Consider the following 15,178-nt stretch of genomic DNA (forward strand, 5'->3'; position numbering starts at 1 on the left):
CATGCATGAGCATGGTTTTTAAAATGGTGGCTATGACGAGACTTGAACTTGTGACCCCCGCATTATGAGTGCGGTGCTCTAACCAACTGAGCTACATAGCCGTAAACTGTGTGCGCATTATCTATAGTTCTACAGAACAGGTCAAGAGTTCAAAACCATTAAATTCCACCAAATGAACAAATAAGATTCAGATCGCCTTTATTTGTTCATTTTTTAGCAAATTTATGTTTTAAACAATTGATCGACCAAAGAAATGTATTAAATATCTAATATTAGCTTTTTACTTTTTACCCGCGATACAAAAATCACCATATTTTTTATGAAGTCTTTTCTGCATTACTGAATTTTCGATCAAAATGTTCTGCTTCACCTTCCAAAATATCAGTTTCACATATACCGATGCATACCCCTTCACGACATAAACATTCAACATCAATATTAAATGCTTCGATGATTTGTAAAATGGTTTGGTTACTTTGTACTTCTACTTCCTGATTAGACTTAGTAAGTACAACAGCAAAAGCCACACCCTCTTCAGAAACTGTTGAAATAAATTATTTCTAGTGAATGTAGCCATCACGCTAACAGTGCTTGTTACCACATCAATCAGGGGTTAGGAGTACACACATAGATATGTGTGTTTGGGTTGAAATGTTATTAATTTGTCTAGATTAAGCACACAACCTTCCGACTCAGAATAGCTAAACACGCGATCTGCATGTTTCCGTTTTAACTCATTTAACAAAGCTGCATGTTCAGAAAAATGGTAAGCATAATGTAGCTCAAAATCAGCACCGCTTCAGCAAACTCATCCATTTGAGGTAGAAATGGCGTAATATACCAATGCCACCAGCAATTAGAATATGTTTATTGCCTATCCCCAGCTAAGGGAAATAATTTTTAAATATTAATAAGCTAATAAAAAATCAAAAAAACATATCATCATTATAAAATTGATCTTTAGAGGTATGTTTACTCAGGAAATGAGCATAAAAAAAGACCACGCAGGAGCGTGGTCTATAAAATGGTGGCTATGACGAGACTTGAACTTGTGACCCCCGCATTATGAGTGCGGTGCTCTAACCAACTGAGCTACATAGCCTAAAACTGTGCGCGCATTATCTTAGTTTCTTTAATGCACGTCAAGATAAATTTTAAATAAATTAGGTGAAGTGAGCCTATAAGCCGGGTTCTGTCGAGGATGGTCATTCCTCTAGGCGTACAATCACTCATACGCTCAAGCGACCTACCCGAATCCAGTACGGGCCGTACCTCAGGATTCCTATTTGGTCTTGCTTCTGGTGGGGTTTACCATGCCGTGAACTGTTACCAGACACGCGGTGCGCTCTTACCGCACCCTTTCACCCTTACCTCACGAATGAGGCGGTCTACTCTCTGCTGCACTTTCCGTCGGCTTTCACCGCCCAGGCGTTACCTGGCACCCTGCCCTATGAAGCCCGGACTTTCCTCCCCTGCTTCAGTCACGAAGACCTCCACAGCAGCGACCATCCAGCTCACTTCAGGGGCGCATATTAACAAATTTATTTACTAATTGCTCGTGCTTTTTTGAGCAATTAATTTTTTATATTTGTCGAATAGCTGTTCTTCCGTTTCCTCATGCTCTGGATCTTTAGGAATACAATCTACAGGACAAAACAATTGGCATTGCGGTTGATCATGATGACCAACGCATTCAGTGCACAAATCTGGATGAATCTCATAAATCACTTCACCCATAAAAATTGCTTCATTCGGGCAAACTGGTTCACAAACATCACAGTTTATGCATTCATCGGTGATATATAACGACACGTTACCAACCTTGTTGATGTTTACGTTCAAAGGCCTCAACCACAGCTTGCGGAACAAACTTGGTTACATCCCCTTTTAAACGAGCAATTTCCCGAATCAATGTCGAAGAAATAAAAGAATACTGCTCAGATGGTGTTAAAAACACCGCTTCAAAATGTGGGTCAAGTTGACGGTTCATATTGGCAAGTTGAAATTCATATTCAAAGTCAGAAACCGCTCTTAAACCACGAAGTACCGCTGTTGCCTTTTGTTCTTTGAAAAAATTAACAAGTAAACCATCAAAGCCTACAAATTCAACATTTGATAGATGGCTTAAAGATGATTGCGCCAGTTCAACTCTTTCTTCTAGACTGAACAAAGGGTTCTTATGATGTCCAATTGCAATTGCTACTACAACCTCATCAAACATTCTTGATGCTCTAGTAACTAAATCAACGTGTCCATTCGTGATGGGGTCAAATGTTCCAGGATAAATTACACGCGTTTTAGACATCCGCTAGTACTCTAATTGTATTGTGAACCTATTTTAGCAAAAGTTATACATGAGGCGAAATATTCATATGCAGGAAAAACTTCACCTTAGCATCAGTTTACGGCACAATAGGCATAATTGTGGAAGTTTGAATTATGGCGAAAGCAACAGTAGTAAAGAAACACAATGGCGGAACAATCGCACAAAATAAACGTGCCCGTCATGATTATTTTATCGAAGAAAAATTTGAAGCTGGCCTGTCACTTCAAGGTTGGGAAGTAAAATCCTTACGTGCTGGGCGCATGACTTTGACGGAAAGTTATGTCATTTTCAAGAATGGCGAAGCATTTTTACTTGGCTCACAAATTCAGCCTTTATTATCGGCTTCGACCCATGTGGTACCTGAAGCAACACGTACCCGTAAGTTATTGCTCTCCCGACGCCAGCTTGAACACCTAATGGGTGCAGTTAACCAAAAAGGTTACTCATGCGTTCCTTTAGCGTGTTACTGGAAAGGTCATTTAGTTAAACTAGAAATTGCGCTTGTGAAGGGTAAACAGCTTCATGACAAACGTGCAACTGAAAAAGACCGCGATTGGCAACGTGATAAAGCTCGTATATTTCATAAGTAATAAAAAAACCTTTAAAGTTAACTTTAAAGGTTTTTTTATGTCACTTTGAATTTAGCAAAATTTTAAATTGCCATAACAGTTTGGTGCAAAAGATTGATTTTTAAGTTGCAAATCTTTCAATGGGAAATTCACAATTGTATTGGGTAATTTAACCTCACCAACTGCTAAGTCTTCACCAAACAAACAATTTAAAAGATTACATCTCACTGGGTTTGCGGTTAAATAAGCGCTAATTGGATCTACCACCTGCTTTAAAACATCATTAGTTATCTCAATTTGTTTACTTGGCGTAACATTGCCAATATCAATTTCATCATCAAAAGCCATCCACCACCCCCGTTCTGCTGCTGCATCTGCACCTGGCCAAAATATTTGTTGGCCTTGCAAAGAAAGCGAGAAAGGATTGTTTAATTCAATTTTATGAATGAATCCTAAGTTTTGATCAACTGTGAGCGCCGCTCTTAATCCGGTAATGCTGCCCGTTACATTTTTTTGTAAATTTAATAGACCAAGTGCTGCATTAATAGAAGCTTTCAGATCTCCAGAGAAATTAAGCTGATCGATATTTGCTACCCCGTTCAGCATGACATTATTCATTCGTGAACCAGAAATCACTTGCCCGTTGATCACAATAGGTGCAGTGGTCTGTTGTAATTGCAAATTATAATCAGACGAGTTAAATCCTAAAGGAATACAAATCCCGATACATGCATTAACAGTCCCATCAATGGTCTTGCCTGTATCTTGATAAGACATATTACGGGCAGCGGTATAAGCTAAACCAGTGGTATCTTTAATTTTCATGTAACCACTTAAGCTATTAATTCCATTTGGTGTTTCTGAATTTTCAAGCCCCATAGTCAGCAGTCCCATAACCTTTTCAGCACTTAAACGAAAACCTTTAATTTCTCTTAAAGCTGCGCTGTCTGGATTTTTAATTGCAAATTCAATAAAGGGATTACTAAAAACAGCAGAAGAAGAAGCTCGACCATCACTTGTATCACTTAAGCCACTTAAACTTAAGTTATCAATATCAATATCACACCCACCTAAACCGTTTACTCCTCCACATCCTAATTGCAACTTATTAATATTGGCATTTAGCTCAAGATTTGCCTCTAAACCCAATTTATAAAAGCCAATATTTTGCTGGTTCATCGAAGCATCAGCTTGTTTTGGGTCGGTATAGGTAAATGAAAATAATGCTTGAGCTTCAACTTTAGAAAGTTCTGAATCACTTAGAGGAACAAGATTTGCAGATTCTAAATTGGCATAGCTTAAAGTAGCCCAACTTAGACAAAGAGCTGTTAAAAAAATTTTCATGATTATTCCATTTTTTTATTTATTAAGTTTTGGACATCATTGTCCAAATAAACCATTTGGTAAAAAATAATCAAAAAAGAACAAAAAAAATACAACGTTTTTGTAATTAGATTAAAAATTAAATATTTATTTATATAAAATCAAATGCTTATTTTAACTTATGCGATAAAGTAATCCAGCAATATATTCACCAAACCATTTAGCTGTATCCAAATCGCCTTGTGGGGGAGTAACTTCAACAGGGGCGTTATCGGACTGTGTCATTAAGCCTAAACAACTCGATAATCGGTTTAAATCTTTTTCACTATGCCCTGTAGTCATTAAAGGCAAACCTGACCAAAGCATGCCATGTTGCATTGCAAAAATATTTAATTGTTGTAATACCGCTAGTTTATCGCCGCTCAAACCACCCGAATTTGCAAAGCCAGCCGCAAGCTTGCCTTGCCACAAACGTTCTTTCCAACGTTTAGAAGTACTGTCCATAAACTTTTTAAAGTCGGCAGTCATACTTCCCATATAGGTAGGCGATCCAAAAATAATGCCTTGTGATGCATCAAGCGCATCCCAATCAATATGTTCAATATTCATGAGATGTACTTTCACCCCCATCACCTCTGCACCAGCAGCAATAGCAGAAGCCACCTTGGCGGTATGACCATATGGACTGTGGTAGACAATAGAGAGATGTTTTTCAGGCAAAGACATAAGATTAAAATTTTGAGCGATTTTTTCTATTTTATCATTTTATTAGCGCTTGCTAAACCTACATCTATAAATATGAAATACAAGCGTTTCAATACACTTCACAATCGTAATATCTTACAGCTCAATAAAAACTCTCTTACTTTGTTTAATTATTAACAAAGTAAGAGAGTGAATGTACTTACTGTTTATAGAGCTTATATAAAAACAAAGGTAGCCATACGTCCAGTCTTCGCATCACGGCGATAAGAAAAATATTCATCGCTCTGTTGATAAGAACATTGGTCTCCGCCTAAAACCTGTTGCACACCTAGACTCTGCAAAATAAAACGCGCAATTGCATATAAATCTGCATGAAATTTATTTGGAGCAGCTCCCTCAACAAAAGCTATTTCCAACTCAGGATACTTGTCGCAAAAAGCAGCCTTTACTTCAGCCCCAATTTCAAAACAAGGTTGGCTAATCGCAACTCCTAACCATGCCCAAGCTGGAGGGTTCTGCATAGCAGCAACCGTATTTTCAACAATCCCTCCTGCTAAACCACGCCAACCCGCATGCAAGTTTGCGACTTCCGTACCCTCTGCATTTCCTAACACGACAGGTAAACAATCAGCGGTCATCATCATTAAAGCATAACCTTTGGTTTGAGTGACTAAACCATCACCGATTAATGCCTTAAAAGGAATTTGTTCATTTACTGTATGGCAAATCGTACTATGTGTTTGAGTCATCCATGTCATTTTTTTAACACCGAACTGGGCAAACTCATCTAACAATATCATGCGATGTTGCTGAACACGTTGTGCCTCATCATTGACATGTAAAGCCAGATTAAAGCCAGACAACTCAAGTTGATCCGTTGGTAATGCCAAAGGATGATGAACACGCGTTTGCCCTACATATACGCCTTGAGGTAGTCCTTGAACAAATTCCATATACGCGTCCTTAATATGCAGCGTTTTCTGAACGTAACACATTCACTAAATGTGTAAAATCTTCAGGCCACGGCGCTTCAAATAGCATTTCTTCACCAGTACGAGGGTGTTTTAAACCCAATTTCGCTGCATGCAATGCTTGGCGTTTAAAACCACGCAAAGTATCAATGAGTAATTCAGATGCCCCTGCAGGTACACGTACACGGTTCATATAAATCTGATCACCGATCAGTCCATAACCGATATAACTAAAATGCACACGAATCTGATGAGTTCGACCTGTTTCAAGACGGGCTTGTATACGGGTAAAATCTTTAAAACGTTCTTTTACATTGTAATGGGTCACGGCGTCGCGCCCACCAGGTAAAATCGCCATTTTCACACGGTCAACCGGATGACGTTTGATAGGTTCATCAATAGTACCGCCAGCAATAACATTTCCATAAACAACTAAGTCGTATACGCGGTAAACCGATTTATTTGCCAACTGTTTACTTAAAGAAAATTGTGCTTCAAGACTTTTGGCAACGACTAACAAACCGCTGGTATCTTTATCAATACGATGTACTAAACCAGCGCGGGAAAGTTCCGACAATTTTGGGAAATGGTAAAGCAAGGCATTCACTAAAGTTCCAGAACTATTACCAGCCCCTGGATGTACCACCATGCCGACTGGTTTATTGATGACTAAAATGTCGTCATCTTCATAGACAATATTAAGTGGAATGTTTTCAGGTTGACTCGTAGTTTGAGCTTCGAGCTCAACTTCGAGTGTAAGCAGTTCTGTCCCTTCACAACGGTGCTTTGGTTTGACAATGTTACCATTCACCAACAGATGGCCATCCTTCAACCATTGTTTAAGCTTTTCACGTGAAAACTCATTCCATACCAAGGCTGCTACCTGATCGATGCGTTGTCCCAGATAGCTTTCATCTAGCTGAACTTGCAACGATAAACGTGTTGCAGTTGTATCAGAAGTATGGTTATCTGCATCCTCAGAATCTTCAAGTAAATTGAAGTCGGTTTCAGATAAGTTTGTGTTTGAAGATTGTGCTGAAGTCATTTGATCATTGAGATAAAAGTGGTTTAATAGCGCAATTGTAGCTCATTGCCCAACATAACAGAGGAGTTTTTATGTCGCTACCACGTTATAAAATTACGATGCTTGCCTTATCTTTAGGTTTAGCGTCTGCATTTGTGGGCTGTAGCAGCAATCCAAGTAAAAAAGAAGTGGTCGATAGTGGCCCACAATCTAGTGAACAAGCTTACTTCGAAAAGGCCCAAAAGTCGCTTGACCGTGGTCAATATCTTGATGCGACCAAGTCTTTAGAAGCAATCGATACTTATTATCCGACCGGACAATACGCACAACAAGCACAACTTGAACTTCTATATTCAAAATTTAAACAAAAAGATTATGAAGGCGCGATTGCCTTAGCGGAACGTTTTATTCGTTTAAATCCTCAGCATCCAAATGTGGATTATGCTTATTATGTTCGTGCTGTAGCGAATATGGAGCAAAACTACGACAGTTTGATGCGCTATACATCTTTGCAACAATCTCATCGTGATGTGAGCTATTTAAAAGTTGCTTATCAGAATTTTGTTGATTTAATTCGTCGTTTTCCAAGTAGCCAATATTCTGTTGATGCCGCTCAGCGCATGAAATTTATTGGACAAGAGCTTGCTGAAAATGAAATGACCGCTGCACGCTTTAACGTTAAGCGTAAAGCTTGGATCGCTGCTGCAGAGCGTTCTCAATGGGTAATTGAACATTATCCACAAACTCCTCAAGTTCCAGAAGCTTTAGCAACTTTGGCATATAGCTATGACAAATTAGGCGATAAAGCCACGTCACAACAATATATTGAAGTTTTAAAACTCAATTATCCTAACCTTGTGAAAAAAGACGGTACGGTTAACATGCGTGCTGCCCGTAAAGAAGGCAACTGGATTAACCGTGCAACTTTAGGTATTTTCGGTCGTGAATCTACTGCCGCAACACCAGAAAGCACAAGTGAATCAGAAGCTCCAAAACGTGGCTTCCTTAATCGTGTTAGCTTCGGTTTAATTGGTAATTCAGATAAAGAAGAAACTGCTGAGCCAGAGCAAACACAAGTTGAAGCACCAAAGTCAGAACGTAGCTGGACAAACCGTTTAAGCTTCGGTTTATTAGACAAATCTGAGCCACAAGCAGCAGAAAATACAACTGTTGTCCCTACTGTTAGTTCTACGGATGGATCAACTGACTCTCAATCAGATGATGCAACACAAGGTACAAACGACGCTGCTCAATAAGTTTCAAACTTTAAAAGCACCAACAAACAGGCAAGTGATACCACTTGCCTGTTTGTTTTTATAAAAAATTAAAATATTTATTGTGTAGATCTTGCCTCATCATGTCAGAATATTCTGAATTACTCTCTCATCAGTTTTAATACGGTTATCTGAATTATGGCAATTCCACAACATACGATTGATCAAATTTTAGATCGCACAGATATTGTCGATTTGATTGGTCAGCGTGTGAAACTGAAAAAGACGGGACGTACATATTCCGGCTGTTGCCCTTTTCATCAAGAAAAATCCCCATCGTTCCATGTCTATCGAGACAAGCAGTATTATCACTGCTTTGGCTGTCAGGCTAATGGTAACGCGATCCGTTTTCTGATGGATATTGATAACCGAAACTTCATAGATGTTATGAAGGAGTTATCGAGTAGCGCTGGAGTCGAATTACCCAAAGATAATACCGAAAATAAAAAACTGTCTTATACCCGTCAGGTGACGAAGCCACCAGTTGCTAAAGCAAGTACGGCGGAGCCCGCGGTTCCTCAGCAATCAATAGATGAAAGTTATAACACGCTTGAACCTGTATTTTTTGATGACCCTTTTGCCCAATTTGAACAGCCTTTTAACTTTGAGGAACCAGTTCAAGAAGGTAATTTATATGACTTACTGGAAAATATTGCTCAGTTCTATGAACATCAGTTACCTAATAGTCAAAAGGCAAAAAAATACTTTAAACAACGTGGTTTAAGCAATCAGACTATTCAATTTTGGCGCTTGGGCTATGCGCCAGAAGACTGGCAACACTTAGAAAAAGCTTTTCCTTATGACATTGATGGTTTAAAACAACTTGGACTTATCCGTTCAAGCGATAATGGTCGTGATTTTGACTTATTACGTGACCGTGTCATTTTCCCCATCCGAGACCCTAAAGGTCGCGTCGTTGGTTTTGGTGGTCGTGCTTTAAATGATGAGATCAAGCCCAAATACATTAACTCGCCAGACTCAGAAGTCTTTCATAAAAATCAGCTACTTTACGGGCTTTATGAAGGTAGAAAACTCAAATCTAGCGACTGGTTAATGGTTGAAGGCTATATGGATGTCATTGCGCTTCAGCAGTATGGCATTACAGGGGCTGTAGCGACTTTAGGAACTGCAAGTAATACAGAACACCTTAATATTTTATTTAAACAAAATAGCCGTATTACTATTGCTTTTGATGGTGATGCTGCGGGTCAAAAAGCAGCACGTAGAACTTTAGAAATTGCTTTACCACTTCTCAATGATGGTCGCGAACTCAAATTTTTCGTACTACCGAATGATCATGACCCCGACTCTCTGATCCGTCGTGAAGGGCTTGAAAATTTCCAAAAACTATTACAACAAGCCCCTCTTTTGTCTGATTTTGTCTTTGCTCATTTAACAGGTCAACACGACATTAGTACCCCTGAAGGCAAAAGCTTGGTCATGGGAGAACTCAGAGAACTGACTGAACTATTACCCAAACAGGGTTCGTTCCGTTATTTACTCAATCAATCTTTCCGTGAAAAACTCGGATTGGGTAAACGTTTTACACCACAAATCAGCCATGATGCCTCGCTCTCATTTAACATTCATACTAAAGATGAAGACTTTGCGATTGCAATTTTGATGCACCACCCTTTTCTTTATATTCATTTTGAAGGGTTACGTGCCTATATTCATCAATATGAGCTGTTGGCAAAAGTACTGGCTATTTTAAATCGTATTTTTGATGACTTACCTGATGATCAAGAGCTAGCAACTTATTATGTGCTCGGCGCTTGTAGTAGTTATTGTCATGAAATTGCCGATATTATGCAAAGAACCAATATTCAGGCATTAACACAAGCACCTGAAGTGGCAGATAAGTTAGCCCAAGAATATGCTTTAGGCCTAAAAGAAAGGTATTTACGTCAGAAGCTTAAGTCACCGATTTCTCTGATTGAATCAAGAAATTTAAGACAACAGCTTAATGAATTAACCAAACAAATTAGTTTAAGACTGTTATCTTAATGTTTTGGCTTACGCTCATGATCAAACACATCCTGTAAATGCTGTTGTAACCATTCAAAATAATCAGGATTTTCTGCCTTAGCAGCTTCGCGTAGCAAGATAGATGTTGGATGCATAAGCTTTTGCGTCAAACGATGCGCGAATTGCTGTAAGACCTGCTCAGCATTCTCACCGTGATGCAAAGCCTCTAATGCATGAGTAAGCTCTTGTTGACTAACTTCTTCACTATGTTGGCGGTAAGCATGAATTGTGCTGCCTGCCTCTTTAACTTTTTGATGAGTAATAAGCTGAGTAGCTAATTGATTCACCATTACTTCCGCTTCAACAGCCGCCTGACGTCTTTGAGCGAGGTTTTCTTCAATCACACTTTGTAAATCATCAACCCCATACAAATAGACACCATCAAGCGCTTCAATTTTAGGATCTATATCACGGGGCACAGCTAAATCAACCATTAACATTTGTTGATAGCGACGTTTCTTTAATGCGGCCTTAACATCCTGATAAGCAATCACTTGATATAAACTACCAGTACAGCTCGACACAACATCAGCACGATACAAGTTTTCAGCCAATGTTGAAAAATCAATAATTTCAACTTCAACCTGATGTGAAATCTCTTGAGCCAGTTGGTCAGCACGCTCACGGCTACGATTACAAATAATAATTTTGGCGACGCCCATTTCAGCCAAATGTTTAGCAACCAAGGTATTCATCTCACCCGCCGCGACGACCATCACAGTAATTTTTTCGGGTTTACTAAAAACCTGTAAAGCTAATTGTGCAACTGCATACCCCATCGAAACGGCATGGCTGCCCACCGCAGTTTCGGAACGTACACGTTTAGCAGCATAAAAAGCATATTCAAAAACACTGTTTAATTCAGGAGAGACCGCTTGGGCTTCTTTAGACAATGCTAAAGCACTTTTCACCTGCCCTAAAATTTGCGGCTCACCTAGCATGAGAGAGTCTAGACCACTCGCTACTCGCATTAAATGTGTAATTGCCTGCGTGTTCTCGTAACGATAAACATGATGAACTAAGTGCTTTACATCAATATTATTGGCATCGGCTAACCATTTCAGAAGGCTTTCGGCATTTTCCGCCATGGCATAAACTTCTGTGCGGTTACACGTCGAGACGACCACCAAATCCTTTAAGCTTTGGTTATGGTTTTGTTCGGCTAGCAAACGACTTAATCGCTCTGCATTGAAAGCAATTTTTTCGCGGAGTTCGACAGAAGCTGTTTGATGGTTGACACCCAATGCAAAGAAAGACATATCAGATCATCATTTCGCTAAATTTATGCTATTGTGCAACATCGGTGTCATAAAAAGCATTACTTTGGATCAATAAAAATTGCGTCAAATGAATAGCCGTATTAATTTTAACGGTGCTTCGATAAGACAGTATTCTACCACATTCTTATTGTTAGGTAGCATGTCCTCGCATGTCTATGCACGTCCTGTGCAAGAGACCTATACCGTGCATTCATTTGATCAGGCATTAGAGCAGACTATGGTCGCTGAATTTGCGCTGGCTTATGATGATATTCCTAACGCTTTGCACAATTACACAGTGCTCGCAATTAAAAGTAACTCTACTTCAATTAAACAGCGAGCTTTGGACGTTGCCCTTGAATATAATGATTTTCAAGCCGCTTTAAACATTGCTACACATTGGGTAGCCCAAGAACCCAAAGATGTGCCTGCTTTATTCTATTTGTCACATATTGCCTTAAAAACACATGAATACCAGCTTGCTGCTGAAACATTAGATAAAATTTTAAAAATAGATCCAACTGCCGATTTAGAACAAATTTTAGCGAGTATTGCCCCGGAAAACGCTCAAGATCGAGATGTATTATTAACAGCTTTACGTTCTAGTGCAGAAAAAGACAACCCTTCTATTTTAGCCCTCATCGCCAACTTAGAAGCCCAAAATGGCCAATTAGAATCTGCTTTAACCAACATTAACAAAGCATTACGCCGACGTCCTAAAGTGACGAGCTTTATTTTAATGAAAGCAAATCTACTCATTGCTCTTAGCGATCAAGAAGGTGCGCTTAAATGGTATGCAAAATCCAGCCGTAAATATAAGAAAAATTTAGACATTCGTTTAGCTGAAATCCGCTATCTCATACAACTTAATCAATCTCAACTGGCTTTAGAAAAGCTTGAAAATGTTATAGAAGCTAATCCTAAAGCTGAAGAAGCATTGTTTATTGCAGGCTTAACCAGTATCGATTTAAAGCAATATGACAAGGCAGAACAATATCTTGTAGACCTACGAAACTCTGCAAAATATCAAAATGAAGCCTATTACTACTTAGCAATTAATGCTGAACGTAAACAGCATTATGAAACCGCAAAAGCTTACTATCGTTTGGTTGATGGCAGTTTATACGTAGTTTCCAGACGCAATCTGATTGCAATATATGATAAACAAGAAAACTTAAATGATGCTTTACGGTTCCTCACTCAAGAACGCGTAAATTATCCCCAACACGCAAGTTTCTTATATCAAGCTCAAGCTGAAATCTTAAAGAAAATGGGCAATAAAAAAGCTGCTTTAAATTTATTAGATGAAGCGATAAAGAATTTACCGGATGATCCGGAACTCATTTACGCAGAAGTTTTATTACTTGATCCATATACTGACCGCGATAAACTCGACAAAACATTAAAGCAATTATTACAACTTGAGCCTAACAGTCCAACTTACCTAAATGCATATGCCTATACACTAGCCTTACAAAATCGTAGGTTAAAAGAAGCACGTCAATATGCAGAGCAAGCTTTAGAATATGCACCGGAACAAGCTTCTATTCTGGATACGCTTGGCTATATTGCATTTTTACAGAATGATTATGAAGCTGCGGCGGAGGCTTTAGGTAAAGCTTATGAACTTAGCCATAATATAAATATTGGCGTTCGTTATGCTAAAGCATTGTATATGCAAGGATCATTAACTCAATTTAGCGCTGTGTTACAACAACTGAAACAAAAACATGCCAATGATCCACAATTACAACAGCTTGATGCGTTAATTTTACCTACATCTGCAAAAAAGAGTTAAATATATGAGCAAATTTGCCCAACTGTGCACAGCGATCTGTGGGTCAAGTGTATTATTTCTAACCGGTTGTCAGCATTTTACTCAACCTAAATCCGCGGTTACCCAACAAGTTCAAGACGAAAAACACTTTAATTTACAAGGTAAGATTGGGGTTCGCACGCCCCAGCAAACTGGTAGTGCTTTTTTCACTTGGGTTCAACAACAAGATAATTTTGATATTGAATTAAGCGGCATTTTAGGGGTAGGAAAAACCCAAATTCAGGGCAAACCTGGCGAAGTGAAGTTAAATAGTGCAAAAACTGGATTAATTACTGCCGCCTCTCCAGAAGAACTTTTAGAGCGTGCAACGGGTTGGCAAGCACCCATTACTCATTTAACGAGCTGGATTTTGGCTAAACCTGCAACGTTAAGTGCTCAGATCACTAAAGATAATGAAAATCGTGTAAACCAACTCATTGAAGACGGCTGGACAGTTAATTTCAGTTATGATGGCGAACAAACTTTGCCAAACAAACTAGTTTTAAAGCAAGCTCTTGCTGAAGATAAAGAAAACCGTATTACAATGGTCATCCAAAACCGCTAAGTCTAATTATATAAATCTATGATTCGAGTTCCTTCTCCAGCTAAGCTCAACCTGTTTTTACATATTACAGGACGTCGTGAAAATGGTTATCATGAATTACAAACCATTTTCCAACTCATTGATTTATATGACTGGATGATATTTACCCCCACTCTGGATGAACAAATCGAAATTGATGGATTGAGTGAAGTTCAACCTGAAGAAAACCTGATTTATCGGGCTGCTCAAATACTAAGACCGCATGCAAAAAAAATCTGCGGTCTAAACATCAAAATTGAAAAAAATATTCCAATGGGTGCTGGTCTGGGCGGAGGTTCATCCAATGCTGCCACAACCCTGATTGTGTTAAATCAATTATGGGAATGTGGCCTCAATCAAGAACAACTTGCAGACTATGGTGTAAAGCTTGGTGCCGATGTTCCTATTTTTATTTATGGTAAAAATGCATGGGCTGAAGGTATTGGTGAACATTTATCATTCATAGACTTAGATCAAAAACAGTTCATTATTTTAAAACCTGATTGTTTTATCAGCACTCAATTGCTTTTTTCACAAAAAACATTGACAAGAGACTCTAAGACCACTAAATTTTGCGCCTATCAGTTAGAACCTTCTAATTTTGGAAATAACTTTGAGCCATTAGCTCGACAGTTTTACCCTGAAGTAGAAGAAGCAATGCGATATTTAGACCAGTTTGGTCAAGCAAAGCTTACAGGTACAGGTGCTTGTGTTTTTATTGAAGTAACGAATGAAATGAATATTGATGAAATTCTTAACCATTCGCCATGTAAATCTTACTTGGTAAATAGTTTAAAAGAATCTCCTCTTAATCATTTTAAGGTTACACGTTAGGGGCGTCGCCAAGTGGTAAGGCACCGGGTTTTGATCTCGGCATCCGTTGGTTCGAATCCAGCCGCCCCTGCCAACCTCACCTGTAATGATGATTATATTAGGGGCGTCGCCAAGTGGTAAGGCACCGGGTTTTGATCTCGGCATCCGTTGGTTCGAATCCAGCCGCCCCTGCCATCATATATATCATCGAATTTAGGGGCGTCGCCAAGTGGTAAGGCACCGGGTTTTGATCTCGGCATCCGTTGGTTCGAATCCAGCCGCCCCTGCCATTCTCTTATTTTAAAGACAGACTTAATTGCTATGCTTTTTGTTGATTAATCTTGACATTGCATTGCAAAAATATTAAAGTTCTGCCGCATTAGGGGCGTCGCCAAGTGGTAAGGCACCGGGTTTTGATCTCGGCATCCGTTGGTTCGAATCCAGCCGCCCCTGCCATCTATTTAATTACATACCAACCGCCAAGGGT

General features: G+C 39.1%; 13 protein-coding genes, 6 tRNA genes, 1 other RNA gene and 1 pseudogene. 10 read left to right on the top strand and 11 right to left on the bottom strand.

Annotation, left to right across the window (positions count from 1 at the left end; all coding sequences use genetic code 11):
* Positions 1 to 24 precede the first annotated feature (24 nt).
* From AC2117_RS14545 to coaD, 6 genes and pseudogenes are all read right to left on the bottom strand, one after another.
* Positions 25 to 101, bottom strand: a tRNA-Met gene (locus AC2117_RS14545).
* A 157-nt stretch (positions 102 to 258) separates the two neighbouring features.
* Positions 259 to 897, bottom strand: a pseudogene (locus AC2117_RS14550) (flavin reductase family protein); the annotation flags it as partial.
* 128 nt (positions 898 to 1,025) lie between these two features.
* A tRNA-Met gene (locus tag AC2117_RS14555) sits at positions 1,026 to 1,102 on the bottom strand.
* A gap of 63 nt (positions 1,103 to 1,165) precedes the next feature.
* Positions 1,166 to 1,521, bottom strand: an RNA gene (gene rnpB, locus AC2117_RS14560) — RNase P RNA component class A.
* A gap of 27 nt (positions 1,522 to 1,548) precedes the next feature.
* Positions 1,549 to 1,812: a YfhL family 4Fe-4S dicluster ferredoxin gene (locus AC2117_RS14565; RefSeq protein WP_003653306.1), complete on the bottom strand. Its 264-nt coding sequence runs from the start codon at positions 1,810 to 1,812 to the stop codon at positions 1,549 to 1,551.
* A 1-nt stretch (position 1,813) separates the two neighbouring features.
* Complete coding sequence (coaD, locus tag AC2117_RS14570) at positions 1,814 to 2,305, bottom strand: pantetheine-phosphate adenylyltransferase (protein ID WP_004641605.1); 492 nt, start codon at positions 2,303 to 2,305, stop codon at positions 1,814 to 1,816.
* Between the two features lie 134 nt (positions 2,306 to 2,439).
* Here coaD and smpB point away from each other — a divergent pair, with 134 nt between their 5' ends.
* Positions 2,440 to 2,916: an SsrA-binding protein SmpB gene (gene smpB, locus AC2117_RS14575; RefSeq protein WP_042898558.1), complete on the top strand. Its 477-nt coding sequence runs from the start codon at positions 2,440 to 2,442 to the stop codon at positions 2,914 to 2,916.
* A gap of 51 nt (positions 2,917 to 2,967) precedes the next feature.
* Here the strand turns inward: smpB and AC2117_RS14580 are convergent, their stop codons facing one another.
* The 4 genes from AC2117_RS14580 to rluD form a co-directional block, all read right to left on the bottom strand.
* Positions 2,968 to 4,239 (bottom strand): hypothetical protein, encoded by a 1,272-nt coding sequence (locus tag AC2117_RS14580; protein WP_133975059.1) that lies wholly within the window; start codon positions 4,237 to 4,239, stop codon positions 2,968 to 2,970.
* A gap of 153 nt (positions 4,240 to 4,392) precedes the next feature.
* Positions 4,393 to 4,944, bottom strand: a complete 552-nt coding sequence (locus AC2117_RS14585) for a flavodoxin family protein (protein WP_133975061.1) — start codon at positions 4,942 to 4,944, stop codon at positions 4,393 to 4,395.
* A 194-nt stretch (positions 4,945 to 5,138) separates the two neighbouring features.
* On the bottom strand, positions 5,139 to 5,876 hold the full coding sequence (pgeF, locus tag AC2117_RS14590) for a peptidoglycan editing factor PgeF (RefSeq protein WP_133975063.1): 738 nt from the start codon (positions 5,874 to 5,876) through the stop codon (positions 5,139 to 5,141).
* 10 nt (positions 5,877 to 5,886) lie between these two features.
* Positions 5,887 to 6,939, bottom strand: a complete 1,053-nt coding sequence (gene rluD / locus AC2117_RS14595; RefSeq protein WP_004641596.1) for a 23S rRNA pseudouridine(1911/1915/1917) synthase RluD — start codon at positions 6,937 to 6,939, stop codon at positions 5,887 to 5,889.
* A 71-nt stretch (positions 6,940 to 7,010) separates the two neighbouring features.
* Between rluD and AC2117_RS14600 the strand changes: the two genes are divergently transcribed.
* Positions 7,011 to 8,174 carry an outer membrane protein assembly factor BamD gene (locus AC2117_RS14600; protein WP_133975065.1) on the top strand — a complete coding sequence of 388 codons (1,164 nt, stop codon included), beginning with the start codon at positions 7,011 to 7,013 and terminating at the stop codon, positions 8,172 to 8,174.
* Positions 8,175 to 8,330: 156 nt separating this feature from the next.
* The gene (locus tag AC2117_RS14605; RefSeq protein WP_133975067.1) at positions 8,331 to 10,199 is read left to right on the top strand and encodes a DNA primase; all 1,869 of its coding nucleotides are present in this window, start codon (positions 8,331 to 8,333) and stop codon (positions 10,197 to 10,199) included.
* Here AC2117_RS14605 and hemA read toward each other — a convergent pair.
* A complete protein-coding gene (gene hemA, locus AC2117_RS14610) occupies positions 10,196 to 11,479 on the bottom strand; it encodes a glutamyl-tRNA reductase (protein ID WP_133975069.1) in 1,284 nt (427 codons plus the stop codon). The two genes, AC2117_RS14605 and hemA, sit on opposite strands and share 4 nt — an antisense overlap.
* A gap of 88 nt (positions 11,480 to 11,567) precedes the next feature.
* On the opposite strand from hemA, the gene AC2117_RS14615 reads away from it, so the two are divergent.
* The 7 genes from AC2117_RS14615 (at position 11,568) to AC2117_RS14645 (ending at position 15,147) form a co-directional block, all read left to right on the top strand.
* Positions 11,568 to 13,277 carry a tetratricopeptide repeat protein gene (locus tag AC2117_RS14615; RefSeq protein ID WP_082250188.1) on the top strand — a complete coding sequence of 570 codons (1,710 nt, stop codon included), beginning with the start codon at positions 11,568 to 11,570 and terminating at the stop codon, positions 13,275 to 13,277.
* Positions 13,278 to 13,281: 4 nt separating this feature from the next.
* Positions 13,282 to 13,860 carry a lipoprotein insertase outer membrane protein LolB gene (lolB, locus tag AC2117_RS14620; protein ID WP_133975071.1) on the top strand — a complete coding sequence of 193 codons (579 nt, stop codon included), beginning with the start codon at positions 13,282 to 13,284 and terminating at the stop codon, positions 13,858 to 13,860.
* A gap of 18 nt (positions 13,861 to 13,878) precedes the next feature.
* Positions 13,879 to 14,712: a 4-(cytidine 5'-diphospho)-2-C-methyl-D-erythritol kinase gene (gene ispE, locus AC2117_RS14625; RefSeq protein WP_133975073.1), complete on the top strand. Its 834-nt coding sequence runs from the start codon at positions 13,879 to 13,881 to the stop codon at positions 14,710 to 14,712.
* A tRNA-Gln gene (locus AC2117_RS14630) sits at positions 14,711 to 14,785 on the top strand. Before ispE ends, AC2117_RS14630 begins: the two co-directional genes overlap by 2 nt.
* Positions 14,786 to 14,811: 26 nt before the next feature.
* Positions 14,812 to 14,886 (top strand) — tRNA-Gln (locus AC2117_RS14635).
* Between the two features lie 20 nt (positions 14,887 to 14,906).
* Positions 14,907 to 14,981: transfer RNA gene (locus AC2117_RS14640), tRNA-Gln, on the top strand.
* A gap of 91 nt (positions 14,982 to 15,072) precedes the next feature.
* Positions 15,073 to 15,147: transfer RNA gene (locus tag AC2117_RS14645), tRNA-Gln, on the top strand.
* The last annotated feature ends 31 nt before the right edge of the window (positions 15,148 to 15,178 follow it).

Source organism: Acinetobacter calcoaceticus (genome assembly GCF_900520355.1).
Classification (GTDB): Bacteria; Pseudomonadota; Gammaproteobacteria; order Pseudomonadales; family Moraxellaceae; genus Acinetobacter; species Acinetobacter calcoaceticus_C.

Excerpts from the sequence above, each read along its gene's own strand:
- ispE (WP_133975073.1), top strand. The coding sequence starts at position 13,879 with ATGATTCGAGTTCCTTCTCCAGCTAAGCTCAACCTGTTTTTACATATT.
- coaD (WP_004641605.1), bottom strand. The coding sequence starts at position 2,305 with ATGTCTAAAACGCGTGTAATTTATCCTGGAACATTTGACCCCATCACG.
- hemA (WP_133975069.1), bottom strand. The coding sequence starts at position 11,479 with ATGTCTTTCTTTGCATTGGGTGTCAACCATCAAACAGCTTCTGTCGAA.
- rluD (WP_004641596.1), bottom strand. The coding sequence starts at position 6,939 with ATGACTTCAGCACAATCTTCAAACACAAACTTATCTGAAACCGACTTC.
- smpB (WP_042898558.1), top strand. The coding sequence starts at position 2,440 with ATGGCGAAAGCAACAGTAGTAAAGAAACACAATGGCGGAACAATCGCA.
- lolB (WP_133975071.1), top strand. The coding sequence starts at position 13,282 with ATGAGCAAATTTGCCCAACTGTGCACAGCGATCTGTGGGTCAAGTGTA.
- AC2117_RS14600 (WP_133975065.1), top strand. The coding sequence starts at position 7,011 with ATGTCGCTACCACGTTATAAAATTACGATGCTTGCCTTATCTTTAGGT.
- AC2117_RS14615 (WP_082250188.1), top strand. The coding sequence starts at position 11,568 with ATGAATAGCCGTATTAATTTTAACGGTGCTTCGATAAGACAGTATTCT.
- AC2117_RS14580 (WP_133975059.1), bottom strand. The coding sequence starts at position 4,239 with ATGAAAATTTTTTTAACAGCTCTTTGTCTAAGTTGGGCTACTTTAAGC.
- AC2117_RS14605 (WP_133975067.1), top strand. The coding sequence starts at position 8,331 with ATGGCAATTCCACAACATACGATTGATCAAATTTTAGATCGCACAGAT.
- AC2117_RS14585 (WP_133975061.1), bottom strand. The coding sequence starts at position 4,944 with ATGTCTTTGCCTGAAAAACATCTCTCTATTGTCTACCACAGTCCATAT.
- pgeF (WP_133975063.1), bottom strand. The coding sequence starts at position 5,876 with ATGGAATTTGTTCAAGGACTACCTCAAGGCGTATATGTAGGGCAAACG.